The sequence below is a fragment of the Pseudomonas sp. NY15372 genome (assembly GCF_048068215.1).
Classification (GTDB): Bacteria; Pseudomonadota; Gammaproteobacteria; order Pseudomonadales; family Pseudomonadaceae; genus Aquipseudomonas; species Aquipseudomonas guariconensis_A.
In genome coordinates, this window is record NZ_JBLUPY010000004.1 from 119,361 (window position 1) to 143,561 (window position 24,201).

Annotated in this window: 20 protein-coding genes; 4 read left to right on the forward strand and 16 right to left on the reverse strand. The window is 63.9% G+C overall.

The window, feature by feature from the left end; translation table 11 throughout:
- Positions 1 to 22 precede the first annotated feature (22 nt).
- The 13 genes from ACNFG0_RS05065 to ACNFG0_RS05125 all read right to left on the reverse strand — a co-directional run bounded on the left by ACNFG0_RS05065 (position 23) and on the right by ACNFG0_RS05125 (position 15,666).
- Positions 23 to 1,102, reverse strand: coding sequence for a polyamine ABC transporter substrate-binding protein (locus ACNFG0_RS05065; RefSeq protein WP_196166125.1), 1,080 nt, complete (start codon positions 1,100 to 1,102; stop codon positions 23 to 25).
- Between the two features lie 56 nt (positions 1,103 to 1,158).
- On the reverse strand, positions 1,159 to 1,500 hold the full coding sequence (locus ACNFG0_RS05070) for a cupin domain-containing protein (RefSeq protein ID WP_196156462.1): 342 nt from the start codon (positions 1,498 to 1,500) through the stop codon (positions 1,159 to 1,161).
- 32 nt (positions 1,501 to 1,532) lie between these two features.
- Positions 1,533 to 2,939 (reverse strand): NAD(P)/FAD-dependent oxidoreductase, encoded by a 1,407-nt coding sequence (locus ACNFG0_RS05075; protein WP_416764148.1) that lies wholly within the window; start codon positions 2,937 to 2,939, stop codon positions 1,533 to 1,535.
- A 65-nt stretch (positions 2,940 to 3,004) separates the two neighbouring features.
- Positions 3,005 to 3,805: a helix-turn-helix domain-containing protein gene (locus tag ACNFG0_RS05080; protein WP_416764207.1), complete on the reverse strand. Its 801-nt coding sequence runs from the start codon at positions 3,803 to 3,805 to the stop codon at positions 3,005 to 3,007.
- 180 nt (positions 3,806 to 3,985) lie between these two features.
- Entirely contained in the window at positions 3,986 to 4,954 is a 969-nt protein-coding gene (locus tag ACNFG0_RS05085) for a peptide ABC transporter ATP-binding protein (protein WP_196166127.1), read from the reverse strand.
- Positions 4,954 to 5,922, reverse strand: a complete 969-nt coding sequence (locus ACNFG0_RS05090) for an ABC transporter ATP-binding protein (protein ID WP_196156466.1) — start codon at positions 5,920 to 5,922, stop codon at positions 4,954 to 4,956. Before ACNFG0_RS05090 ends, ACNFG0_RS05085 begins: the two co-directional genes overlap by 1 nt.
- 10 nt (positions 5,923 to 5,932) lie before the next feature.
- Positions 5,933 to 6,859: an ABC transporter permease subunit gene (locus ACNFG0_RS05095; RefSeq protein ID WP_084854567.1), complete on the reverse strand. Its 927-nt coding sequence runs from the start codon at positions 6,857 to 6,859 to the stop codon at positions 5,933 to 5,935.
- A gap of 10 nt (positions 6,860 to 6,869) precedes the next feature.
- Positions 6,870 to 7,880 (reverse strand): ABC transporter permease subunit, encoded by a 1,011-nt coding sequence (locus ACNFG0_RS05100; protein WP_196143628.1) that lies wholly within the window; start codon positions 7,878 to 7,880, stop codon positions 6,870 to 6,872.
- 74 nt (positions 7,881 to 7,954) lie between these two features.
- On the reverse strand, positions 7,955 to 9,550 hold the full coding sequence (locus ACNFG0_RS05105; RefSeq protein ID WP_416764149.1) for an ABC transporter substrate-binding protein: 1,596 nt from the start codon (positions 9,548 to 9,550) through the stop codon (positions 7,955 to 7,957).
- Positions 9,551 to 9,619: 69 nt separating this feature from the next.
- Entirely contained in the window at positions 9,620 to 10,999 is a 1,380-nt protein-coding gene (locus ACNFG0_RS05110; protein ID WP_416764150.1) for an OprD family porin, read from the reverse strand.
- A 233-nt stretch (positions 11,000 to 11,232) separates the two neighbouring features.
- Positions 11,233 to 12,825 carry an ABC transporter substrate-binding protein gene (locus tag ACNFG0_RS05115; RefSeq protein WP_416764151.1) on the reverse strand — a complete coding sequence of 531 codons (1,593 nt, stop codon included), beginning with the start codon at positions 12,823 to 12,825 and terminating at the stop codon, positions 11,233 to 11,235.
- 160 nt (positions 12,826 to 12,985) lie between these two features.
- Complete coding sequence (locus ACNFG0_RS05120) at positions 12,986 to 14,611, reverse strand: ABC transporter substrate-binding protein (protein ID WP_196143624.1); 1,626 nt, start codon at positions 14,609 to 14,611, stop codon at positions 12,986 to 12,988.
- Positions 14,612 to 14,949: 338 nt separating this feature from the next.
- The gene (locus ACNFG0_RS05125; protein WP_196156469.1) at positions 14,950 to 15,666 is read right to left on the reverse strand and encodes an SIMPL domain-containing protein; all 717 of its coding nucleotides are present in this window, start codon (positions 15,664 to 15,666) and stop codon (positions 14,950 to 14,952) included.
- A 202-nt stretch (positions 15,667 to 15,868) separates the two neighbouring features.
- Between ACNFG0_RS05125 and ACNFG0_RS05130 the strand changes: the two genes are divergently transcribed.
- The 4 genes from ACNFG0_RS05130 (at position 15,869) to ACNFG0_RS05145 (ending at position 20,342) form a co-directional block, all read left to right on the forward strand.
- On the forward strand, positions 15,869 to 17,128 hold the full coding sequence (locus tag ACNFG0_RS05130) for an ATP-binding protein (RefSeq protein ID WP_196143622.1): 1,260 nt from the start codon (positions 15,869 to 15,871) through the stop codon (positions 17,126 to 17,128).
- Positions 17,125 to 17,685, forward strand: a complete 561-nt coding sequence (locus tag ACNFG0_RS05135; protein WP_196143621.1) for a response regulator transcription factor — start codon at positions 17,125 to 17,127, stop codon at positions 17,683 to 17,685. Before ACNFG0_RS05130 ends, ACNFG0_RS05135 begins: the two co-directional genes overlap by 4 nt.
- Before the next feature lie 298 nt (positions 17,686 to 17,983).
- Positions 17,984 to 18,925: an AEC family transporter gene (locus tag ACNFG0_RS05140; RefSeq protein WP_196143620.1), complete on the forward strand. Its 942-nt coding sequence runs from the start codon at positions 17,984 to 17,986 to the stop codon at positions 18,923 to 18,925.
- A gap of 55 nt (positions 18,926 to 18,980) precedes the next feature.
- Positions 18,981 to 20,342 (forward strand): amino acid permease, encoded by a 1,362-nt coding sequence (locus ACNFG0_RS05145; protein WP_196143619.1) that lies wholly within the window; start codon positions 18,981 to 18,983, stop codon positions 20,340 to 20,342.
- Between the two features lie 771 nt (positions 20,343 to 21,113).
- Here the strand turns inward: ACNFG0_RS05145 and ACNFG0_RS05150 are convergent.
- From ACNFG0_RS05150 to gatB, 3 genes are all read right to left on the reverse strand, one after another.
- On the reverse strand, positions 21,114 to 22,157 hold the full coding sequence (locus tag ACNFG0_RS05150; protein WP_196146448.1) for a calcium/sodium antiporter: 1,044 nt from the start codon (positions 22,155 to 22,157) through the stop codon (positions 21,114 to 21,116).
- Positions 22,158 to 22,218: 61 nt separating this feature from the next.
- On the reverse strand, positions 22,219 to 22,605 hold the full coding sequence (locus ACNFG0_RS05155) for a septal ring lytic transglycosylase RlpA family protein (protein ID WP_416764208.1): 387 nt from the start codon (positions 22,603 to 22,605) through the stop codon (positions 22,219 to 22,221).
- A 140-nt stretch (positions 22,606 to 22,745) separates the two neighbouring features.
- Positions 22,746 to 24,191, reverse strand: a complete 1,446-nt coding sequence (gatB, locus tag ACNFG0_RS05160; protein ID WP_196146415.1) for an Asp-tRNA(Asn)/Glu-tRNA(Gln) amidotransferase subunit GatB — start codon at positions 24,189 to 24,191, stop codon at positions 22,746 to 22,748.
- Positions 24,192 to 24,201 lie beyond the last annotated feature (10 nt).

Genomic DNA, 24,201 nt, shown 5'->3' on the forward strand with positions numbered 1-24,201 from the left:
TGGATGAGGCTCTACAGGGCCGTCAATTCCCGGCCTTGATGCTGGTCCACATCCGCGTCCTGATCCGGTCGATCTTCGCCGGCATCGCCTCCAGGGCATACAGCTTGCCCAGCACCTCGTCACTGGGGTAGATCATGCTGTTGGCCTTGAGCTGCGGATCCACCAGAGGGTCGGCCTTGAGGTTGCCGTTGGCGTACTGCACGTGGTCGCTGATGCTGGCCATCACCTGCGGTTGCAACAGGTAGTTCATGTAGGCATAGGCGGCCTTCTCGTCCGGCGCGTCGGCCGGCATGGCCACCATGTCGAACCACAGCGGTGCGCCTTCCTTGGGTATCGAATAGCCCACCTTCACCCCGTTGTGCGCCTCCTCGGCGCGGTTCTTCGCCTGCAGCACATCGCCCGAGAACCCCACTACCACGCATACATCGCCATTGGCCAGGTCGCCTATGTACTTGGACGAATGGAAGTAGCTGATGTTGGGGCGCACCTGCATCAGCAGCGCCTTGGCCTTGTCGTAGTCGGCCGGGTTACGGCTGTGATGCGGCAGGCCCAGGTAATGCAGCGCGATCGGTAGCAGCTCGGGCCCGTTGTCCAGCACGGCGACGCCGCAGCTTTTGAGCTTGGAAATGTACTCGGGCTTGAAGATCAGGTCCCAGGAATCCACCGGGGCGTTGTCGCCAAGCACGGCCTTGACCTTGTCGATGTTGTAGCCGATGCCGGTGCTGCCCCACAGGTATGGGAAGCCGTACTGGTTGCCCGGGTCGTTCACTTCCAGGGCCTTGAGCAGCACCGGGTTGAGGTTGTGCCAGTTGGGCAGCTGGCTTCTGTCGAGCTTTTTCAGCGCCTTGCCCTGGATTTGCCGGGCCATGAAATGGTTGGAGGGAAATACCACGTCGTAACCGGAATGACCGGTCATCAACTTGCCGTCGAGGGTCTCGTTGCTGTCGAACACATCGTAGGTGGGCACGATGCCGGTGGCTTGCTGGAACTGCTTGAGCGTATCGGGGGCGATGTAGCTGGACCAGTTGTAGATCTTCACCGAGTCGCTGGCATGGGCCGCGCAGGCGGCGAGCATCAGCGGGGCGAGAAGAAGCGTGCGCATGTCCGGTATACCTTGCTTGGTTTGTTGTTATCGAAGGGCGGCAGGCGAGTGGTGAATCAGAAAATCAGCACGTAGGTCTTGCGCACCGTCTCCTGGATGTCCCAGGTACCGGTGCTGTTGGCCGGTAGCATCAGGGCGTCTCCGGCTTCGATCTGCAAGGGCTCGCCCCCGTCGGGGGTGAAGGTGCAGCGGCCTTTGACGAAGTGGCAGAACTCCTGCTGCACGATCTGTCGCCGCCAGCGCCCGGGCGTGCATTCCCAGATGCCGGTCTCGACGCCGTCGTTGCGTTCGACGCAGGTCGTCGAAGTGACCGCGACCGGCTCGCCGAGAGGGACGGCGACCGGGGTGGAGCTGTCCAGGATGGCGCTGTCGGTGTGCTTGAACTGGGTGATGCTCATGGGGGTGGATCCTCTGTGGCGATGAAGGGGAATCAGCGCATGAAGCCTTCCATGAAGTTGGCAAGGCTGCTGGCCAGGTGCCTGCGCCAGGGCGCGCGGGCAGGGTTGGCCAAGGTCTGGTCTTCGTGCACGAAGCTTCGAATGATCGCGTTGTAGCCCAGCCATCGGCAGGGCTCGGGTGGCCAGCTGGCCAGGCTCGACAGCGGGCGGTTGTCGTACACCCAGGGCTGTGCGGTCAGGGCGTTGTGCTGGTCGAGAATCAACGCGGCCAAGGTGCGTCCGCCCAGGTTGGTGGCACCGACACCTTCGCCGCCATAGCCGCCGGCCAGGGCGATGCCACGTTGGCGGTCGCACAGCATGTGCGGGTGGAAGCGTCGGGCCATGCCCAGGTTGCCGCCCCACGAATGGGTGATGCGCACGTCCTTGAGTTGTGGGAACAGCTCGCTGAACAGGTAGCGGCGCAGGGCGATCTCGGCATCGGTGAGGCTGAAGTCTTCCCGCAGTCGCCCGCCGAAGCGGTAGCCGCCACGGGCTCCAAACACCAGGCGGTTATCGGCGGTGCGCTGGCCATAGGTGACCTGGCGGCTGCTTTCGCTGAAGGCCTGGCCCTGACTCAGGCCGATGCTCGCCCAGGTCGACTCCGGTAACGGCTCGGTCGCCACCAGCAGGCTTTGCACAGGTAACTGATGACGGCCCAAAGGCGGCAGGCTGGCGGCGTAGCCTTCCACTGCCGGCACCACCCAATGGCTGCGGATCGTGGCCTGTGGCGTGCGCACTTCGCCGGGGCGCCAGTCGATGGCGGGGGTGTTCTCGTAGAGAGCAACGCCCAGGCCTTCGACCACGCGCGCCAGGCCCCGGACCAGCTTGGCGGGCTGGATGGTCGCGGTGTGGGGGCTGAAGATCGCGCCATAGGCATTGCTGACCCGCAATTGGGCGCCGAGCTGCTCCGGGCCCAGCCAGCGGTAGTCGTCCGAGGTCATGCCCTGGCGGTACAGGCCGTCCAGATAGGCGCGCAGGCTGCGCTCCTGTTCGGGGTAGCGGGCCGCGCAATAGAGCACGCCGCCCTTGCGATAATCGCAGTCGATGCCCTCGCGCTGTAGCACGCCCTGGACTTCATCGGGGATCGCATGCAACAGGTCGATGCTGGCACGACGTTGCTGCGGCGAAAGGCTGGCGAGCATGCGGTCTTCGCCCAGCAGGTTGCCCATCAGCCACCCGCCGTTGCGCCCGGAGGCGCCGAAGCCTGCGATATGGGCGTCGATCACCGCGATGCTCAGGTGCGGCGCCTGGCGCTTGAGGTAGTAGGCCGTCCACAGCCCGGTGTAGCCGGCACCGATGATGCACACGTCCACCGTCAGGTCCTGGCCCAGGGCCGGGCGTGCGCAGAGGGGGTCGTCGAGCTGGTCCATCCAGAGGCTGATCGTGCGCCAGGGTTGCATGGTGTTGCGGCTCCACATCCATAAAAGGTCTGTGGCGATCCTAGTGGGGCGGGGTGGCGGCTGTCCTACGTGCGTGCACGCAGGGAAATTTGCTTCACATAGGCTTTGGGCGATAACCCTGTGTGTTCGCGAAAGCACTTGTAGAACGCCGAGAGCGAGTTGAAGCCGGCGGCGAAGGCCAGGTCATCGACCGGCATGTGCGTGCAGCTGTCGTCCAGGCTGGCCAGCAGGTGCTGCAGGCGCGCCTGGTTGACGTAGCGGTAGAAGCTCTGCCCCAGCACCTGGTTGAGCAGGTAGGAGATCTGGTTGCGGCTGTAGCCGCTGGCTTCGGCGACCTGCTGCAGGTCCAGCTCCGGGTCGAGGTAGGGGCGCTGGCGCTGGAAGTAATGTTCCAGGTCCTGGGCCATGGTCGACAACTGGCGGGGCGACAGGCCAAGGCGGCTGGTAGCCGGCCGTGGGTTGCTGCGGTCGGAGCCCTTGGCATCGCCGCGTACCAGGGTGGCGTACTCGTTGATGCGCCAGATCAGCCCGTCCTTGACGGTGATCGCTTCGCTGGACTGGAACGCCACCAGCCCGTCGCCGCCCTGGACCGTGACCTGGTACTGGATGAAGGCAGTGCAGCCGTCCACGCGGATGCGGTCGCTGTGGACGATGTCCTCACCAGCGGCATGGGGCAGGCTGGCGCGCACATAGTCGCGCAGCTCATCGAAGCCGAGTACGCGGTTCTGGAAGAAGTCGTGGTACTGGATGTCCGGGTGATAGAGCGCCATGACGCCGTCGAGATCGCGGTGCTTCCAGCAGAGGTGGTAGCGCAGCACGGTGTCGGCGGTGAGCGGGGTTTGCTCGGGGGTGTCGGCGAGGGTCATGGCGGGATAGTGCCCTGGCCGGGCGTGGGTGACAAGGCCAGGGCAGGCGTTGCCGGCGCCATCGTGGGGCAAGCGCTGGTCCCCCTGTGGGAGCGCCGCACCGCCGCTCCCACAAGGCCTGCAAAATCAAACAGTTATGCGTTGTTCTGTGGGAGCGGGCTTGCCCCGCGATTGAAGGTTCTAGAGGAACTGCTCGGCATAATGGCACGCCACCTGCCGTGTGCTCACCTGACGCAGCGCCGGCACTTCCTTGGCACAGCGCTCGGTGGCATAGGGGCAACGCTTGTGGAAGGCGCAGCCATCCGGTGGGTTGAGCGGGTTGGGCAGTTCACCGGCAATGCGGATCTTCGGCTTGAGCGGATCCGGGTGGATGGCCGGGGTCGCCGACAGCAGGGCCTGGGTGTAGGGGTGCAAAGGTTTTTCGTAGATGTCCTCCTTCGGCCCCATCTCCGCCGGGCGGCCCAGGTACATCACCAGCACCTGGTCGGCCACATGGCGCACCACCGCGAGGTTGTGGGAGATGAACACGTAGGCGGTGTTGAACTCCTTCTGCAGGTCCATGAACAGGTTCAGCACCTGGGCCTGGATCGACACGTCCAGGGCCGAGGTCGGCTCGTCGGCCACCAGCACCTTCGGCTGCAGCATCATCGCCCGGGCCAGGGCGATGCGCTGACGCTGGCCACCGGAGAACATGTGCGGGTAGCGTTGGTAGTGCTCGGGACGCAGGCCGACCTGCTCCATCATCTTCTGCACTTTCTCGCGGCGCTCGGCCTTGCTCAAGGCGGTGTTGATCAGCAGTGGCTCGGCCAGCTGGTCGCCGATCTTCTGGCGCGGATTGAGCGAGGCATAGGGGCTCTGGAAGACCATCTGCACGTCACGGCGCAACTGCTTGCGCTCGGCCTTGCTGGCGCCTTTCACTTCGGTGCCGGCGATCTGCAGGGAGCCGGAGGACGGCTCTTCGATCAGGGTGAGCGCACGGGCCAGGGTGGACTTGCCACAGCCGGACTCGCCGACCACGGCCAGCGTTTTGCCGGCCTCCAGCTCGAACGACACGCCATTGAGCGCGCGCACCAGCGCATGGCCCTTGAACAGGCCGCGGGAGACTTCGTAGTGACGGGTCAGTTCACGGGCGGATAGGACGACGGTCATCACGCCACCTCCTGGTTCAGCGGGTAGAAGCAACGTGCCAGGCTGTGCGCCTGGGGATCTAGAGGAGGGCGCTGCTGACGGCAGTTTTCCTGCACGTAGGGGCAGCGCGGCGACAGCAGGCAGCCCTTGGGCCGGTCGTAGCGGCCGGGGACGATGCCGGGCAAGGTGGCCAGGCGTTCGGCACCGATGCTGTGCTCGGGGATGGCCGCCAGCAAGGCTTCGCTGTAGGGGTGGGCGGGGATGTCGAACAGTTCCGGCACCTGGCCCACCTCCACCGCTTGCCCTGCGTACATCACGCAGACGCGCTTGGCGGTCTCGGCGACCACGGCCAGGTCGTGGGTGATGAGAATGAGCGCCATGTTGCGCTCCTTCTGCAGGTTCACCAGCAGCTCCATGATCTGCGCCTGAATGGTCACGTCCAGGGCGGTGGTCGGCTCGTCGGCGATCAAAAGCTTGGGTTCGCCGGCGATGGCCATGGCGATCGCCACGCGCTGGCTCATGCCGCCGGAGAGCTGATGGGGGTAGGCGTCCAGGCGGCTTTCGGCGGCCGGGATCTCGACCTTCTTGAGCAGCTCCAGGGCGCGCTGGCGAGCGGCCTTGCCCTTGAGCCCGAGGTGTTGGCGCAGCACTTCCTCGATCTGGTAGCCCACGGTGTAGCTGGGGTTCAGTGCGGTCATCGGGTCCTGGAAGACCATGGCGATGTCCTTGCCCACCACCTTGCGACGTTGCCGGCCGCTGAGCTTGAGCATATCGGTGCCGTCGAAGTTGAGCACATCGGCGGTGATGCGCCCGGGTGCGTCGATCAGGCCCATCAGGGCCATCATGGTGACCGACTTGCCCGAGCCGGACTCGCCGACGATGGCGAGGATCTCGCCGGCATCCACCGCAAGGTCCAGGCCGTCCACCACGGGCACGGCATTGGCGTCGCCGAAGCGCACGTTCAGGTTGTTGATCTGCAACAGTGACATGGCGTTCTCCTCAGGCGGCGTTCTTGAGTTTCGGGTCCAGCGCATCACGCAGCCCGTCGCCCATCAGGTTGATCGCCAGCACGCTGAGCAAGATGGTCAGGCCCGGCAGGCTGACCACCCACCAGGCGCGCTCGATGTAGTCGCGGGCCGAGGCCAGCATGGTGCCCCACTCGGGGGTGGGCGGCTGGACGCCAAGGCCCAGGAAGCCCAGGGCGGCGGCGTCGAGGATCGCCGAGGAGAAGCTCAAGGTCGCCTGGACGATCAGCGGCGCCATGCAGTTGGGCAGCACGGTGACGAACATCAAACGTGGCAGGCCGGCGCCGGCCAGGCGTGCGGCGGTGACGTAGTCGCGGTTCAGCTCGCCCATTACCGCGGCGCGGGTCAGGCGCACGTAGGATGGCAGCGAGACGATGGCGATGGCGATCACGGTGTTGATCAGGCCTGGGCCGAGGATGGCGACGATGGCGACGGCCAGCAGCAGCGACGGCAGGGCCAGCATCACGTCCATCAGGCGCATGATCGAGGGGCCGAGGATCTGCGGGAAGAACCCGGCCAGCAGGCCCAGCAGGATGCCGGGGATCAGCGACATCACCACCGACGACAGGCCGATCAGCAGCGACAGCCGTGCGCCCTGGATCAACCGCGAGAGCAGGTCGCGGCCGAGTTCGTCGGTGCCGAGAATGAATTGCCAGGTGCCGCCTTCGAGCCAGACCGGCGGGGTCAGCAGGAAGTCGCGGTACTGCTCGCTGGGGTTGTGCGGGGCGACCCACGGGGCGAACACGGCGCAGAACACCACCAGGCACATGAAGGCCAGGCCTGCGACGGCGCCCTTGTTGCGCGAGAAGGCCTGCCAGAATTCCTTGTACGGGGAAGGGTAGAGCAGGCTCTGGTCCACCGGGCTTGCCGGGGTGACGGATTTTGGAATCGAGCTAGTCATGGCTTGGGCCTCAGCGCTGATGACGGATGCGTGGGTTGGCCAGGCCGTAGAGGATGTCCACGACGAAGTTGACCAGGATCACCAGGCAGGCAATCAACAGGATGCCGTTCTGGACCACGGGGTAGTCACGGGCACCGATGGCCTCGATCAGCCACTTGCCGATGCCCGGCCAGGAGAAGATGGTTTCGGTGAGCACGGCACCGGCGAGCAGGGTGCCGACCTGCAGGCCGAACACGGTCAGCACCGGGATCAGCGCATTGCGCAGGCCATGGATGAACACCACGCGTGAAGGCGACAGGCCCTTGGCCCGTGCCGTACGGATGTAGTCCTCGCGCAGCACCTCGAGCATCGAGGAGCGGGTCATGCGGGCGATCACCGCCAGGGGGATGGTGCCCAGCACGATGGCCGGCAGGATCAGGTGCATGACCGCGTCCTTGAACGCGCCTTCTTCTTCGCTGAGCAGGGTGTCGATGAGCATGAAGCCGGTCTTGGGCTCGATGTCGTAGAGCAGGTCGATGCGCCCGGAGACGGGCGTCCAGCCCAGGCTTACCGAGAAGAACATGATCAGGATCAGGCCCCACCAGAAGATCGGCATGGAATAGCCGGCCAGGGAAATGCCCATGACCCCGTGGTCGAACAGCGAGCCTCGCTTGAGCGCGGCGATCACCCCGGCCAGCAGGCCGACGATGCCGGCGAACAGCAGGGCGGCGAAGGCCAGCTCCAGGGTGGCGGGGAACAGGGTGAGGAACTCGTTCCACACGCTTTCACGCGTACGCAACGATTCGCCCAGGTCACCCTGGGCGAGCTTGCCGATGTAGTCCAGGTACTGGACCGGCAGGGGCTTGTTCAGGCCCAGGCGCTCCATGGCCTGGGCATGCATTTCGGGGTCGACCCTGCGCTCGCCCATCATCACTTCCACCGGGTCGCCGGGGATCAGGCGTATGAGCGCGAAGGTCAGCAAGGTGATGCCGAAGAAGGTCGGAATCAGCAGGCCCAGGCGCCGGGCAATAAAACTCAACATCGTCGGGTGTACCTCATCAGCCGGTCAGGCGGTGCCGCCGGCTCCTTCGTGGGGCGCCGGCGGTCGTTGTTGTTCTACTTCACCTTGGTGGTGGCGAAGTTGTTGTTGGTCAGAGGGTTGATCACGTAACCCTCCACGTTGTCACGCATGGCGGTGAACATCTTCGGATGCGCCATGCTGATCCAGGGTTGGTCGTCATCGTACACCTTCAACGCCTGGGCATAGAGCCTGGCGCGTTCGTCGTTGTCGATCACTTCGCGGGCGCGGCTGATCAGTTCCTGGAATTTCGGGTTGCACCAGCGGGCATAGTTCTCGCCGCTTTTGGCCGCGTCGCAGCTGAGCAACGGGCTCAAGAAGTTGTCCGGGTCGCCGTTGTCTCCGGCCCAGCCGGTGGACACCAGGTCCGCTTCGCCCTTCTTGGCCCGGCGCAGCATTTCGGCCCATTCCATCACGCGGATGTCGAGCTTGATGCCGATTTGGGCGAGGTCTGCCTGGAGCATTTCGGCCGACAGGCGCGGGTTGGGGTTGGTGGGGCCGCCGCCGTTGCGGGTGAACAACGTGAGCCGGGCGCCTTCGGGCACGCCAGCTTCCTTGAGTAGCTCGCGGGCCTTGGCCAGGTCGCGGGGCGGGTTCTGGTTCTCGGTGTTGTAGCCGGTCATGGTCGGCGGGTACGGGTTGACCCCGACCAGAGCGTTGCCTTTGCCGAACAGCTGGTCGACGTGGGTCTGGCGGTCGAAGGCGATGTTGATCGCCTTGCGTACGCGCACGTCGCTCAGGTACTTGTGCTCGGTGTTCATCGAGATATAACCGGTGACCAGCGCCTCTATCTCGGCGACCTTGAGCTTGGGGTCGGTCTTGATGGCCGGGACGTCGTCAGGCTTGGGGTATAGCGCGATCTGGCACTCGTTGGCGCGCAGCTTCTGCAGCCGCACGTTGCTGTCTGTCGCAATGGCGAAGATCAGGGCATCGGCTGGCGGCTTGCCACGGAAATAGTCCGGGTTGGGCTTGTAGCGGACCTGGGCGTCCTTGTTGTAGCGCTGGAAGATGAACGGCCCGGTGCCCACCGGCTTGCTGTTGAGCTCGGCGGTCTTGCCGGCCTTGAGCAACTGGTCGCCGTATTCGGCCGAGTAGATCGAGGTGAAGGCCATGGCCATGTCGCGCAGGAAGGGCGCTTCCGGGCGGGTCAGGGTGATCACCACGGTATGATCGTCGGTTTTTTCCACCGACTTGAGCAGGTCCTTGAAGGCCATGCTTTCGAAGTAGGGGTAGCCGACGCTGGTCTTGTCGTGCCAGGGGTGGTCCTTTCTCAGTTGCCGATTCAGGCTCCACAGCACGTCGTCGGCGTTGAAATCGCGGGTTGGCGTGAAGTAGGGCGTGGTGTGGAACTTGACGCCTTTGCGCAGATGGAAGGTGTAGACCAGCCCGTCTGGGCTGATGTCCCAGCGTTCGGCCAGTGCCGGCTGGATGTCGGTGGTGCCGGGCTTGAAGTCGACCAGGCGATTGAAGATGGCCTCGGCCGTGGCATCGGCGGTAACCGCGGTGGTGTATTGGGCGATGTCGAAGCCTTCCGGGCTTGCCTCGGTGCATACCACCAGCGGCTTGGCCGCAAGGTGAGTCGCGGCGCCGAAGATGACGGCCGCCAGGGCGGCACGTAGCGGTAGCGATTTCATGGAACCTCCCTGCAGATTGTTCCAGCGTAGCTGCCACGGCCCGCACGGGGGCGGGCCGGGCATCCTGGCTCAGAGAATGTTGAACGGAATGGTGGTGACGATACGCAGCTCGTCCAGGCTGCCGTCGGCCTGGGCCTTGCTGGCACGGTGCGCGGTGTAGGTGGCGCGGATGCTGGTGTCTTTCAGCGGCCCGCTCTGCACCGCGTAGCTGGTGCCGATGCCCCATTCATAATGGGTCTCGCCGTCCATGCCATTGACGTCATAGGCCGTACCTCGGTAGTGGGTGCCGTCGATGCCCCAGCCGCGTGCGTTGTACACGTTGAACTTGAGCCCTGGCACACCATAGGGGGCCATGTTCAGCACATAGGAGATCTGCAGGGATTTCTCGTTGGGGCCGTTGAAGTCCGACAGCAGCGAGTTGGCCAGGAAGATGCCGTTGGTCTCGTGCAGGTAGTCGAAGTACTCGTTGCCGTTGACCTGCTGCCAGGAGGCGGACAGCGTGTGGGCCTGGTGGGTGAGGCCGAACGACAGGCTGTAGGTGTCGTTGTCGATCTGGCCCATCTTGCGGCTGCCGGCGTCCACGGTCTTGTAGTAGTTCAGGCCTGTGGTCAGGCTCAGCACCGCGCTGTCGCCCAGCACATGGTTGGCGCCGAAGTAGTACTGGTTCCAGAAGTCCTCGACCTTGGTGGCGTAGAGGCTGGTGCTCAGGCTCTTGAACGGCTGGTAGTTGACCCCGACGGTGCTGGCACGGTCGGTTTCGACGCCGGTGGCACTGTACTCGCTGCGAAACTTGCTCAGGCTCTGCTCGGTACGTGGCGAGACGCGGTCGAAGGTGCCCAGGTCGAACGACAGGTTGTCGAACTCGGCGCTGTGCAGGAACGCGCCCTGGAAGCTAGACGGCAGCGCACGGTTGCCGATGTAGGCCATCATCGGTGTATCGACCGACTGGCGGCCGACGGTGAGGGTGGTGTTGGACACCCGCGCCTTGACGTTGGCCAGGCCCATCTTGCTCCACTGGCCGATCACGTCGCCGTCGCTGTGGGTGAGCGTGCGGTTGTTCGGCCCGGCCACGGCGGCGCGGCCACGTTCCAGGGCGATGGCGTTGTAGCCGGCGGCTTCCACGGCTAAGCCCACGGTGCCCTGGGTGAAGCCCGAGCTGTAATTGAGGATGGTGCCCTGCACCCAGTTGTCACGGCTGTGGGTGGCGTGCCGGGTGCCGTCGCTCTTGTAGTACTTGAACAGCGGCGCGCGGGTAGCACGTTCCCGGGCGTACCAGTTGCGCGTGCTGCCGGTCAGGCTCTGGCCTTCGAGAAAGCCACTCGCCTCGGCCTGCTCGCTGCCTGATTTCAGGGTGATGGGCACGAAGTCCTGGCTGACGGGTTCGGCCTGTGCCGTGGCGGAAACTGCGCTTATGGCCAGGGCCAGTGCGGTGATGGTTGTACGTCTCAAGGTGAAGCTCCCTTTCTATTTTCTAGTTATTCCCGTGCCTTATGGGCCGGGCATGTTGCGGTACAGCGGTACTGCCAGGTTTGCCGCGGGATCGCCGGGCAAATTCGGGGGAACCGGTAGATCAGGCTGCTGGCGCAGACCGTGTAGGAGCGGGCTTGCCCCGCGATCGAGGGCGAAGCCCTCGCCATGCCAGCGCTTTGATGGGGGCGGCCGGTTCGCGGGTCGCAGTCCGGTCAGTCGACACTCACACCGGAAAAATCGTTACGCCCGAAGGGGCTGACCTTGAAGTCGTTGACCTTGGCGCTGATCGGCTGGTTGACCGTGGAGTGGGCCACCGGGGTGATCGGTACCTGTTGCTTGAGACGTTGCTGGGCTTGCTGATAGAGCTGGGTGCGCTGCTCGCGGTCGGTGACCTGCTTGGCTTTCTTGACCAGCGTGTCGTACTGCCGGTCGCACCAGAGGGAATAGTTGTTGCTGCCGATGGCATCGCAGCTGTACAGGGTGCCCAGCCAGTTGTCCGGGTCACCGTTGTCGCCGGTCCAGCCGATCAGCGCGATGTCGTGCTCGCCGTTCTTCATACGCTTGAGGTATTCACCCCACTCGTAGCTGACGATGCGCACCTTGAAGCCGAGCTTGCTCCAGTCGGCCTGGAGCATTTCGGCCATCAGCTTGGCATTGGGGTTGTAGGGGCGCTGCACGGGCATGGCCCACAGGGTGACTTCCGTGCCTGGCTTGACGCCGGCCTGGGCGAGCAGTTGCTTGGCTTTTTCGGGGTCGTATTGGGCGTCCTTGATGCTGTCATCGTAGGACCACTGGGTCGGCGGCATGGCATTGGTCGCCACTTGGCCTGCCTCCTGGTACACGGCCTGGACGATCGCCTGCTTGTTCACCGCCATGTCCATGGCCTGGCGCACCTCGAGCCGGTCGAAGGGCGGATGTTGGGTGTTGTAGGCGATGTAGCCAAGGTTGAAACCAGGCTTCTGCAATACCTGCAGCTTGTCGTCGGCCTTGACCGACGGCAGGTCTGCCGGGCGCGGATGCAGGGTGACCTGGCACTCGTTGCGGCGCAGCTTCTGGATACGCACCGAGGGGTCGATGTTGATGGAGAACACCAGGTTGTCGAGCTTCACGTCCTCCGGCGCCCAGTAGTTCTTGTTGCCCTTGTAGCGGATCTGCGAGTCCTTCTGGTAGCGCTGGAACACGAACGGGCCGGTGCCGATCGGCTTCTGGTTGATATCGCTGGGGCGGCCCTCGGCCATCAGGTGGTCGGCGTACTCGGCGGAGAGGATGGAGGCGAAGCTCATGGCCAGGTTCTGGATGAACGCGGCATCGACACTGTTGAGGGTGAAAACGACGGTCAGCGGGTCGGCCTTCTCGACCTTGGCGATGTTCTTGTCCAGGCCCATGCTGATGAAGTAGGGGAACTCGGTCGGGTAGGCCGTGCGGAACGGGTGATTCTTGTCGAGCATGCGGTTGAAGGTGAACAGCACATCGTCGGCATTGAAGTCGCGGCTTGGCGTGAAGGCCTTGTTGCCGTGGAACTTCACCCCCTCGCGCAGGTGGAAGGTGTAGCGCAGGCCGTCTTCGGAGACCTCCCAGCGGGTCGCCAGGGCGGGCTGGACAGCGGTGCCGCCACGTTCGAACTCGACCAGGCGGTTGTAGATCGGTTCGGCGGCATCGTTGTCGGTAGCGCTGGTGTACTGGGCGGTGTCGAAGCCGGCGGGGCTGCCTTCGGAGCAGAACACCAGATTCTTGGCGAGCAGGCCAGGGGCTTGGGTCATCAGGCCGAGGCCGAGCAGGGTGCTGAGGAGTGTGGCATGGCGCATGGCGAGTCCTTTTCCGTCTGTTTTCGCCGCGATTGGTTGAATTGCGGCAACAGGGTCCCTGTCCCGGTGCTGGGGGCATCGGGAGGGCGCTGGTTGCAGGTTGCGTTCGTGGCGCTGGGGATCGCCGCAGGCCGTCAGGCCCGCGGCGAAAGAGCTGGCGCTATTTCTCCACGCTCACGCCGTAGAAGGAGTTCAGGCCGAAGGGGCTGATCTTGAAGTCCTTCACCTTGGCGCTCATCGGCTGGTAGACGGTGGAGTGCGCGATAGGCGTGATCGGCACTTGTTCCTTGAGGATGTGCTGCGCCTTTTGGTACAGCTCGGTGCGCTTGGCCTGGTCAGGGGTGGCCTTGGCTTGCTTGATCAGGTCGTCGTAGGGCTTGTAGCACCATTTGGAGAAGTTGTTGCCGTCCATGGCATCGCAGCCATAGAGGGTGCCCAGCCAGTTGTCCGGGTCACCGTTGTCGCCGCTCCAGCCGATCAGCATGGCGCCTTGCTCGCCACCTTTGGAGCGCTTGATGTACTCGCCCCACTCGTAGCTGACGATTTTGGCCTTGATGCCGACCTTGGCCCAGTCGGACTGGAGCATTTCGGCCATCAACTTGGCGTTGGGGTTGTAGGGGCGTTGCACCGGCATGGCCCACAGGGTGATCTCGGTGCCTTCCTTGATGCCGGCTTCCTTGAGCAGCTGCTTGGCCTTTTCCGGGTCGTACTGGGCGTCCTTGATGGTGGTGTCGTAGGACCACTGGGTCGGTGGCATGGCGTTGACCGCCAGTTGGCCTGCGCCCTGGTACACCGACTCGATGATCTGTTGCTTGTTCACCGCCATGTCCAGGGCCTGGCGCACCTTCAGCTGGGCCAGGGGGTTGGGCTCGTTGCTGCCCTTGACCTTGTCCATCACGTTGTAGGCGATGTAGCCGAGGTTGAAGCCGGCCTGTTCAGGCATCTGCAGCTTCGGGTCCTTCTTCAGCGGCTCGATGTCCGCCGGGCGTGGGAAGAGGGTGACCTGGCACTCGTTCTTCTTGAGCTTTTGCATGCGCACCGAGGCGTCGGTGCTGATGGCGAAGATCAGGTTGTCGATCTTCACATCGTCGGGGTTCCAGTAGTCCTTGTTGCCCTTGAAGCGGATCTGGGCGTCCTTCTGGTACTTGCTGAACACGAACGGGCCGGTGCCGATCGGCTTCTGGTTGATGTCGGCGGCCTTGCCCTGCTTGAGCAGTTGGTCGGCGTATTCGGCGGACTGGATCGAGGCGAAGCTCATGGCCAGGTTCTGGATGAACGCGGCGTCGACCTGGTTGAGGCTGAACTTGACGGTGTGATCGTCGATTTTCTCCACCTTGGCGATGTTCTTGTCCATGCCCATGTCGGTGAAGTAGGGGAATTCGGTGGGGTAGGCTTTGCGGAAGGGGTGGTTCTTGTCGAGCATGCGGTTGAAGGTGAACAGCACGTCGTCGGCGTTGAATTCGCGGGTCGGCTTGAAGAAGTCGGTGCTATGGAACTTGACCCCTTCCCGTAGGTGGAAGGTGTAGGTCTTGCCATCCTCGGAAACGTCCCATTTGGTCGCCAGGCCCGGGATGACAGCGGTTCCGCCGCGTTCGAACTGGGTCAGGCGGTTGAAGACGGTCTCTGCCGAGGCATCGAAGTCGGTTCCGGTAGTGTATTGGCCGGGGTCGAAGCCGGCGGGGCTGCCTTCGGAGCAGAACACCAGGTTGGTGGCTGCAAGTGCGGAAGGTGCGCCGGCGAGCAAGCCTGCGCCGACCAGGAACGGAATGACTGCGTGTTTTAGCATGGTGGCCTCATTGTTCTTTTTCGATTGAGGTGGCCTCGTGAGCCGACTTGCGGATACTTATGCAGGCGAGATTGCCAATGCAACAGGCAGAAGGATAGTTGGCGTCAAAATAGTGGGACCAACGTACATGGATGTCGCATTCCTATAACTTTGCCGCAAGTTGTACGTTTGCGATGGTTTTTTGCCAGCAATTTAGCGTTTATTTGCTGGCCTCTGAGTCAATAGGAAAGTGCCGTAAGTACTGTGGGAAAGGTCTTTTTGAGCTGAAAAATTCCAGCGGCGTAGCGTAGACGGTGAAGCGACAAGCGTTGCACCTGTCGCTTCGGCCATAGACCCGATCAGGGCATTTGCACTTCGATCAGGCCATCGGCATTCATGCTGACTTCGCTGGTGCCGGCCTCGATGTCCGGTGCCGGTGCCGCCTCGTCGGCCGCCATGGCCTTCATGGCCATTGGCGCGCTACGCAGATAGGGGCGTGGGTAACCGCTGCTGTTGAGGTTCAGGCTGACCACCTTGTAGCCCTTGCCACCCAATGCCTCGGTGGCTAGCTGTGCGCGGGCCTTGAAGGCATCGACGGCGTCCTTGAGCAGGGCATCTTCACTGGCCTTGCGGGTGGCCGGGGCGATGGAGAAGTCCATGCCGCCCATCTTCAGGTCCTGCAGCAGCTCGCCGGTGAGCTTGGACAGGGCAGGGAAGTCGGCGCTTTCCAGGCGCAGCTCCGCGCGCTCTCGCCAGCCGGTGATCTTCTGGCCTTTGCTGTCGTACACCGGGTAGCTGTTGCGGCTGCCTTGGCTGATCTTCACATCCTTGACCTGGCGCGCCTGCTGAACGGCCTTGTTCATGGTCTCGGTGATTTCCTTGGCCAGCTTGCCGGGGTCGCTGTTCTGGGCTTCGCTGTAGAGGGTCACGACCATCAGGTCGCGTGCCACTTCCTTGCTGACTTCGGCGCGCAGCGATACCTGGTTGTAGCGGGGCGCTTCGGCGGCCAGCACCGGCAGGCTGGCCAGCAGGCCACAGGACAGGATCAGCGCAGTGCTGCGACGAGGTAGTTGCATGGTTGACTCCTTGGCAAAAAAGAAAGCGTGGGGGCGGTGTCCTTGCCACGCATGGCCCATCAGACCGGGAACAGTGTAGTGGGTTCCTAAGTGCCATCATGAACCTGTGACAAAGTGTGGCGCTTTGCCGCATTGCTGCTGTGGGGGGCCTGGCTTCGGTATACTTCAGGCGATTTTCCTGGAGCACTCATCAGGAGAGCTCATGCTCGCTGCCGTTCACCCGCTGTCCGCTACCCGCCAGAACCTCTGGCGCCTGACCTTCATCCGCATCCTGGTCCTGGCCGCCCAGGCCGGCTCCGTGGGCGTGGCCTACTGGACCGAGCTGTTGCCATTGCCCTGGCTGTCGCTGGCGGCGACGCTGGCGCTTTCATCGTTGCTGTGCGCGTTCACCGCCCTGCGCCTGCGCCTGTCGTTGCCGGTCACCGAGCTGGAATATGCCTTCCAGCTGGCCTGCGACCTGCTGATCCACAGCGCCTTGTTGTATTACTCGGGGGGCTCGACCAACCCCTTCGTTTCCTATTACCTGGTGCCGCTGGCGATCGCCGCGGTGACCTTGCCGTGGATTTACTCGCTGGTGCTGTCGGGTATCGCGCTGGTGGCCTACAGCCTGCTGTTGGTGCAGTTCTACCCGCTCGAGACTTTGCCCATGGCGCGGGACAAGATGCAGGTCTACGGCATGTGGCTGAGCATCGCCCTGGCCGCTGGGGTGATCACCTTCTTCGCCGCGCGCATGGCCGAGGAGTTGCGCCGCCAGGAGAAACTGCGCGCCGACCGACGCGAAGAGAGCCTGCGCGACGAGCAACTGCTGGCCGTGGCCACCCAGGCCGCAGGCGCCGCCCACGAGCTTGGTACGCCGCTGGCGACCATGAGCGTGCTGCTCAACGAGATGCGCCAGGATCATACCGACCCGCAATTGCAGGAAGACCTGGAGGTGCTCCAAGACCAGGTCAAGCTGTGCAAGGAAACCTTGCAGCAACTGGTACGCGCAGCCGAGGCCAACCGCCGGATGAGCGTGGTGGAGCAGGAGGTGACCGCCTGGCTCGACGAGGCGCTCAACCGTTGGCACCTGATGCGCCCTGAAGCCACATACCGCTTCCAGCGCCTGCGCGACGGCGCGGTACCACGCCTGACGCCACCACCGGACCTGACCCAGGCCTTGCTGAACCTGCTGAACAATGCCGCCGATGCCTGCCCGGACGACCTGGAAGTACAGTTGGACTGGGACGAGCAGGACATCATCATCAGCATTCGAGACCACGGCGCCGGCATTCCCGTGGCGATTGCCGAAGCGATCGGCAAACCCTTCTTTACCACCAAGGGCAAAGGCTTCGGCCTGGGCCTGTTCCTGAGCAAGGCCAGCGTGACCCGTGCTGGCGGCTCGGTGAAACTCTATAGTCATGAACAGGGCGGCACCCTCACCGAGCTGCGCCTGCCCCATGGCAAGCGAGGAGATGAACGATGAGCGAAGAAAACCTGGTCGAAGGCGAAGAGCTGCCGCACCTGTTGCTGGTGGACGACGACGCCACCTTCACCCGCGTCATGGCGCGGGCCATGAGCCGCCGCGGTTTCCGCGTGAGCACCGCGTCCTCCGCCGAGGAGGGGTTGGTGCTGGCCAGGCAGGACGTGCCTGACTACGCGACCCTGGACCTGAAGATGGACGGGGACTCCGGGTTGGTGTTGCTGCCCAAGCTGCTGGAGCTCGACCCGGAGATGCGGGTGCTGATCCTGACGGGGTATTCCAGCATCGCTACCGCGGTCGAGGCGATCAAGCGCGGGGCGTGCAATTACCTGTGCAAACCGGCAGACGCGGATGATGTATTGGCGGCGTTGCTGTCCGAGCATGCGGACCTGGATTCGCTGGTGCCGGAGAACCCGATGTCGGTGGACCGGTTGCAGTGGGAGCACATCCAGCGGGTGCTGGCCGAGCATGATGGAAACATCTCGGCGACAGCGCGCGCGCTGGGGATGCACCGACGCACGCTGCAGCGCAAGTTGCAGAAACGTCCAGTGCGACGCTGATCGATTCACAGGGTCGTTCGGTGATTGGTGCTGTCAGGGCTGCCTTGCAGCCCATCGCCGGCAAGCCGGCTCCCACAAGGGATCAGCGCTGGCGGACCGGATGATCTCCCGCAGAAGGCGAACCTTGTGGGAGCCGGCTTGCCGGCGATAGGGCCGGGACAGCCAACCCAACAACATGATCCTAGCGGCAGTGGCCACCGCCGTTACCTCTGAAATTTCGCTGAATTCCCCCTATTCCCCGCAAATCCCCCTAGTTCGCGTATCATTAGCCCCCAACGGCAACCCCTCAGGACCCGCAATGCTCGCCCTTCTCATCCAGACGCTGAACATCACGGCCCCGGTGTTCGCCATGCTGTTCCTGGGCGTGCTCCTCAAGCGTATCCGCCTGATCGACGACAACTTCATCAAGGTCGCCTCGTCCCTGGTGTTCAACGTCTGCATGCCGGCCCTGCTGTTCCTCGGCATCTACCACGCCGACCTGGCGGCTGCGGTCAAGCCCGGTGTCCTGCTCTATTTCGTTCTCGCCACCCTGGTCGGTTTCGCCCTGTCCTGGATCCTGGCCATCTGGCGCTGCCCCGAGGCCGACCGCGGCATCTACACCCAGGGCGCCTTTCGCGGCAACAATGGGGTGATCGGCCTGGCCCTGGCCGCCAGCCTGTACGGCGACTACGGCATCTCCCTGGGCGCGGTGCTCGCGGGCCTGGTGATCCTCCTGTACAACTCCCTCTCGGCGGTGGTGTTGGCGGTCTACAGCCCGGACCTGAAATCCGACCCGTGGAGCATCTGCAAGAGCATTTTCAGCAACCCGCTGATCATCAGCGTGCTGCTTGCCGCCCCCATGGCTTATGGCCAGGTGGCGTTACCCAACTGGTTGCTGACCTCCAGCGACTACCTCGCCCAGATGACCCTGCCGCTGGCGCTGATCTGCATTGGCGGGACCTTGTCCCTGGCTGCGCTGCGCGACAGCGGCAGGCTGGCCATCGACGCCAGCCTGACGAAGATGGTCTGGCTGCCCTTGATCGGCACCTTGGGCGCCTGGCTGTGCGGGTTCCGTGGCGCCGAGCTGGGCATCCTGTTCCTCTACATCGGCAGCCCGACCGCCGCGGCCAGCTATGTGATGGCGCGAGCGGCCAACGGCAACCACGAGCTGGCCGCCTCGATCATCGTGATCACCACGTTGCTCGCCGCGATCACCACCAATATCGGCATTTTCATCTTGCAGTGGGGCGGATGGATCTAGATCCTTCACTGCGCGCACACCAACAACAACACGCCTCCTGACCTGAGGACACTTCATGCAAGACCAGAGCACGCCCGAGCGGTTACAGCGCGGGTTGAAGAATCGCCATATCCAGCTCATTGCGCTGGGTGGGGCCATTGGTACCGGGCTGTTTTTGGGCATCGCCCAGACCATCCAGCTGGCCGGCCCGTCCGTCCTGCTGGGCTACGCCATTGCCGGCCTGATGGCCTTCCTGATCATGCGCCAGCTGGGCGAGATGGTCGTCGAGGAGCCGGTCGCCGGCAGCTTCAGCCACTTCGCCCACCAGTACTGGAGCGAGTTCGCAGGCTTCGTCTCGGGCTGGAACTACTGGGTGGTGTACGTGCTGGTGGGCATGGCCGAGCTGACCGCCGTCGGTATCTATGTCCAGTACTGGTGGCCGGGCTTCCCCACCTGGGCGACGGCGGCGATCTTCTTCGTGGTGATCAACGCCATCAACCTGACCCAGGTGAAGGTCTACGGTGAACTGGAGTTCTGGTTCGCCCTGGTCAAGGTGGTGGCGATCGTCAGCATGATCGGCTTCGGCGCCTGGTTGCTGGGCAGCGGCCATGGCGGGCCGGATGCCAGCGTGGCGAACCTCTGGCAATTCGGCGGGTTCTTCCCCAACGGCGTCACCGGCTTGATCATGGCCCTGGCGGTGATCATGTTCTCCTTCGGCGGGCTGGAGCTGGTGGGCATCACCGCGGCCGAGGCAGACAACCCACGCGAGAGCATCCCCAAGGCCACCAACCAAGTGGTCTACCGCATCCTGATCTTCTATATCGGCGCGCTGGCTGTGCTGCTGTCGCTGTACCCATGGCAGAAAGTGGTGCAGGGCGGCAGCCCGTTCGTGATGATCTTCCATGAGCTGGACAGCGACCTGGTGGCCACCATCCTCAACATCGTCGTGCTCACGGCTGCGCTGTCGGTGTACAACAGCTGCGTCTATGCCAACAGCCGCATGCTGTTCGGCCTGGCCAGCCAGGGCGATGCGCCACGCCAGTTGCTCAAGGTCAGCCGCCGCGGCGTGCCGTTGACGGCGTTGGGCGTCTCGGCATTCGCCACGGGCCTGTGCGTGCTGATCAATTACCTGATGCCGGGCGAGGCCTTCGGCCTGCTCATGGCCCTGGCGGTGTCGGCACTGGTGATCAACTGGGCAAGCATCAGCATCACTCACTTGAAGTTCCGCAAGGCCAAGTTGGCCGCAGGGATCACGCCGTTCTACCGCAGCTTGTGGCACCCGCTGAGCAACTACCTGTGCCTGGCGTTCATCGTGCTGATCCTGGTGGTGATGTACCTGACTCCGCCGATCCGCATCTCGGTGATGTTGATCCCGCTGTGGATCGCAGTGCTGTGGGTGGCGTTCCGGATGAAGAAAGCGCGCCAGGTTCGCCGTTAGGTTTCCTGCGCCCATGAGATAGAGCGCCGCCCGCGCGGCGCATCGCGAGCTGCGCTCGCTCCTACGTTTGTTTACGGCCAGTCCATCCTGTGGGCTTGTCGCGCGGACGCCTGGCGCATGACGCGATTTCGTGTCGTACCAACCGAGCAAAAGTAGGTCGCCGTAAAGGCGAAAAGGTGAGTCAGCGCCGCCATGGCGAATAGATATTTCGCGATTCCAATGCGCCCGGTGTTTGGTCGACTCGTTGGTATTGATTTAAGCGAATAGTCCGTTTGCGATGGCGACGCTGAGTCACCTTTCCGCCCTTACGGCGGGTCACTTTTTGTCAAACGCGACAAAAAGTAACCAAAAAACGCTGGCTCCTGCATCCGGCCCCTGCGCTTCGCTCCGGGGTTCCCTCGCTCCAGCCTTGCTCCGGCGGGGCGCGGCGAAGGGCCATCCATGGCCCTGCGCCGCTTGCCAGGCATCCATGCCTGGCACCCACCTGCGCAAGGCTTCCACTCGGCCTCCTGACGTCGCATTTGGCGGCGCCTGGGCTATCGTGTCTGACGAGCAACAGAAGGGTCACTGGTGCTGTTGTGATCAGAATCTAGTGAGAGAGCGAACCTTTCGACCGCGCTCGACGTATTAAATAGCTGCCGTTGCCTAATAATTGGGGCCGCTACGCGCCCCATCGCGGCACAAGGCCGCTCCTACAGGACTACGCAAACCTTGCCAATGGCGGGCGGTGCTCGGTCTCAATCACAACGACCCGCCTAAGCCCTACACCCATCAGTGCTGTCGCCGCCAGGCCCGCACTGTGGTGTACATCAATACCGCAGCAAGCACCGGCAAGACGTAGAACAGCATCAGGTGCTCCAGCCGCCCGGCCAGCGGCATGCCAGTGGTGAAGGCCACCACATGCAGGCCGTAGGCCAGGTAGAGGCAGAGAAATACCAGCCCTTCGGCACGGGTGACGCGGTAGCCGGAATAGAACACCGGCAGGCTCAACACCGCGACCCCCAGCATCACCGGCAGGTCGAAATCCAGGGCATTGGGCGAAATCGACAGTGGCTCCGGCGTGACCACCGCGGTCAGGCCCAGCACGGCCAGCAGGTTGAACAGGTTGCTGCCGATCACCGTGCCCACCGCGATTTCCCGCTCGCCGCGCAGGGCCGCGATCAGGGCCGCGGCCAGCTCCGGCAAGGACGTGCAGACGGCAACCACCGTAAGGCCAATGATGCGCTCGGACAGCCCCAGGTCGGTGGCCACCTCCACGGCAGCCTCGAGCAGCAGGTGGCCGGCCAGACTCAGCAGGCCCAGGCCCAGCAGCACCTGCAGCATCGCGCCGCTCCAGAAACGCCCGGCACTGGTGTGCACGGCCTCGGGGGCAGGATAAGTGCGGGCGTAATGCCGTGACTGGTGCCATAGCATGCCCAGGTAGCCCAGCAAGCCAAGAACCAGCAGCAGGCCTTCGAGGCGGCCCAGTTGGCCGTTTCCGGCCAGCAGGTAGACCAGGGCGCTGGCGGCGATCATCAGCGGGATATCCAGGCGTACCAGCTGCCGGGAAACGCGTAGTGGAATGACCAGCGCGGCCAGCCCGAGAATCACCAGCACATTGAAGATATTGCTACCGATCACGCTGCCCACCGCGACGTCAGGGGCGCCCTGGAAAGCCGCCTGCAAGCTCACGGTCAATTGTGGCGCGGTGCTGCCGAAGGCCACCAGGCTCAGGCCGATGATCAATGGGCGCACATGCAGGCGCAAGGCCAGGCGCAGGGCGGCGCGTACCAGCAGCTCGGCACCGATCACCAGCAACACCAGGCCGAAGCCCAGTTGCAGGAGGCTGAATGTGGGGAGGGTGGCCAGGTCGAAAATGGTCGGGACTCCTGTCAGGTCAGTCGCTTAGCCCTTGTACCCGGACGCGCGCTGTTCCGCTACGGATCATGCCGATTTTTTCTGCTGCAGCCCGTGACAGGTCGATCAGCCGGCCGCGGGTATGTGGGCCTCGGTCGTTGATGCGCACTACGACGCTGCGTTTGTTGGCAAGGTTGGTGACCAGCACCCGGCTGCCGAAGGGCAGGCTGCGGTGGGCGGCGGTGAGACCGTGTTGGTTGAAGCGCTCGCCGCTGGCAGTGCGTTTGCCGTGGTGGCGGGAGCCGTAATAAGAAGCGACGCCGGTCCGGTCGTAACCTCGGGAGTCGATGTCGCGGGAATCGATGTCAGGGCTGGCGCAGCCGGCCAGCAGGGAGAAGAGCGCGAGGGCGCTGAAGGAACGGCGTATCAATTCAGGGGCTCCGTTATAAGGAAGCAGCAGGCGAGGGCGTTGCCCTCGATCGCGGCACAAGGCCGCTCCTATAGGCTTGTCGAACCTGTAGGAGCGGCCTTGTGCCGAGATGGGCCGCAAGTGGCCCCAATGCCGCGTTACCCTTCGAGCTTAGCCTTGAGCAATTGGTTCACTTGCCCCGGGTTGGCCTTGCCCTTGGATGCCTTCATCGCCTGGCCGACGAAGAAGCCGAACATCTTGCCACGCTTGGCCTCGTCGGCGGCGCGGTACTGTTCTACCTGTTCGGCGTTGGCGGCGAGCATTTCGTCGAGCATCTTGTCGATCGCTCCGGTGTCGGTGACCTGCTTGAGGCCACGGCTTTCGATGATGCTGTCGGCATCGCCTTCACCGGCGGCCATGGCCTCGAACACGGTCTTGGCGATCTTGCCGCTGATGGTGTTGTCGCGGATGCGCAACAGCATGCCGCCAAGCAGTTCGGCATTCACCGGTGCCTGGTCGATCTCCACGCCCAGCTTGTTGAGCAGGCTGCCCAGCTCGACCATCACCCAGTTGGCGGCAAGCTTGGCGTCGCCACCGATACGGGCGACTTCCTCGAAGTAGTCGGCCTGCTCGCGGCTGGCGGCCAGCACGTTGGCGTCATAGGCCGACAGGCCATACTGGCTCTGGAAGCGCTCGACCTTCTGCGTCGGCAACTCCGGCAGGCCTGCACGGACGGTTTCGAGGAAGCTGTCCTCGATGACCACCGGCAGCAGGTCCGGGTCAGGGAAGTAACGGTAGTCGTTGGCTTCCTCCTTGCTGCGCATCGAGCGGGTCTCGTCCTTGTTCGGGTCGTACAGGCGGGTTTCCTGGACCACCTTGCCGCCGTCCTCGATCAGGTCGATCTGGCGCTGGATCTCGCTGTTGATGGCGCGCTCGATGAAGCGGAACGAGTTGACGTTCTTGATCTCGCAGCGCGTGCCGAACTCGGCCTGGCCCTTCGGCCGGACCGAGACGTTGCAGTCGCAGCGCAGCGAGCCTTCGGCCATGTTGCCGTCGCAGATACCCAGGTAGCGCACCAGGGCGTGAATCGCCTTGACGTAGGCCACCGCTTCCTTGGCGCTGCGCATGTCAGGCTCGGAGACGATCTCCAGCAGCGGGGTGCCGGCGCGGTTCAGGTCGATGCCGGTGGAACCGCTGAAGTCTTCGTGCAGGCTCTTGCCGGCGTCTTCCTCAAGGTGTGCGCGGGTGATGCCGATGCGCTTGATGGTGCCGTCTTCCAGGGCGATGTCCAGGTGGCCCTTGCCGACGATCGGCAGGTCCATCTGGCTGATCTGGTAGCCCTTGGGCAGGTCCGGGTAGAAGTAGTTCTTGCGCGCGAACACGTTGCGCTTGCCGATCTGGGCATCGATGGCCAGGCCGAACATGCAGGCCATGCGCACGGCTTCCTGGTTCAGCACTGGCAGCACGCCAGGCATGCCGAGGTCGACCAGGCTGGCCTGGGTGTTCGGCTCGGAGCCGAAGGTGGTGGCGCTGCCGGAGAAGATCTTCGACTGGGTGGCGAGCTGGGTATGAATCTCCAGCCCGATCACAACTTCCCATTGCATGTGTGAATTC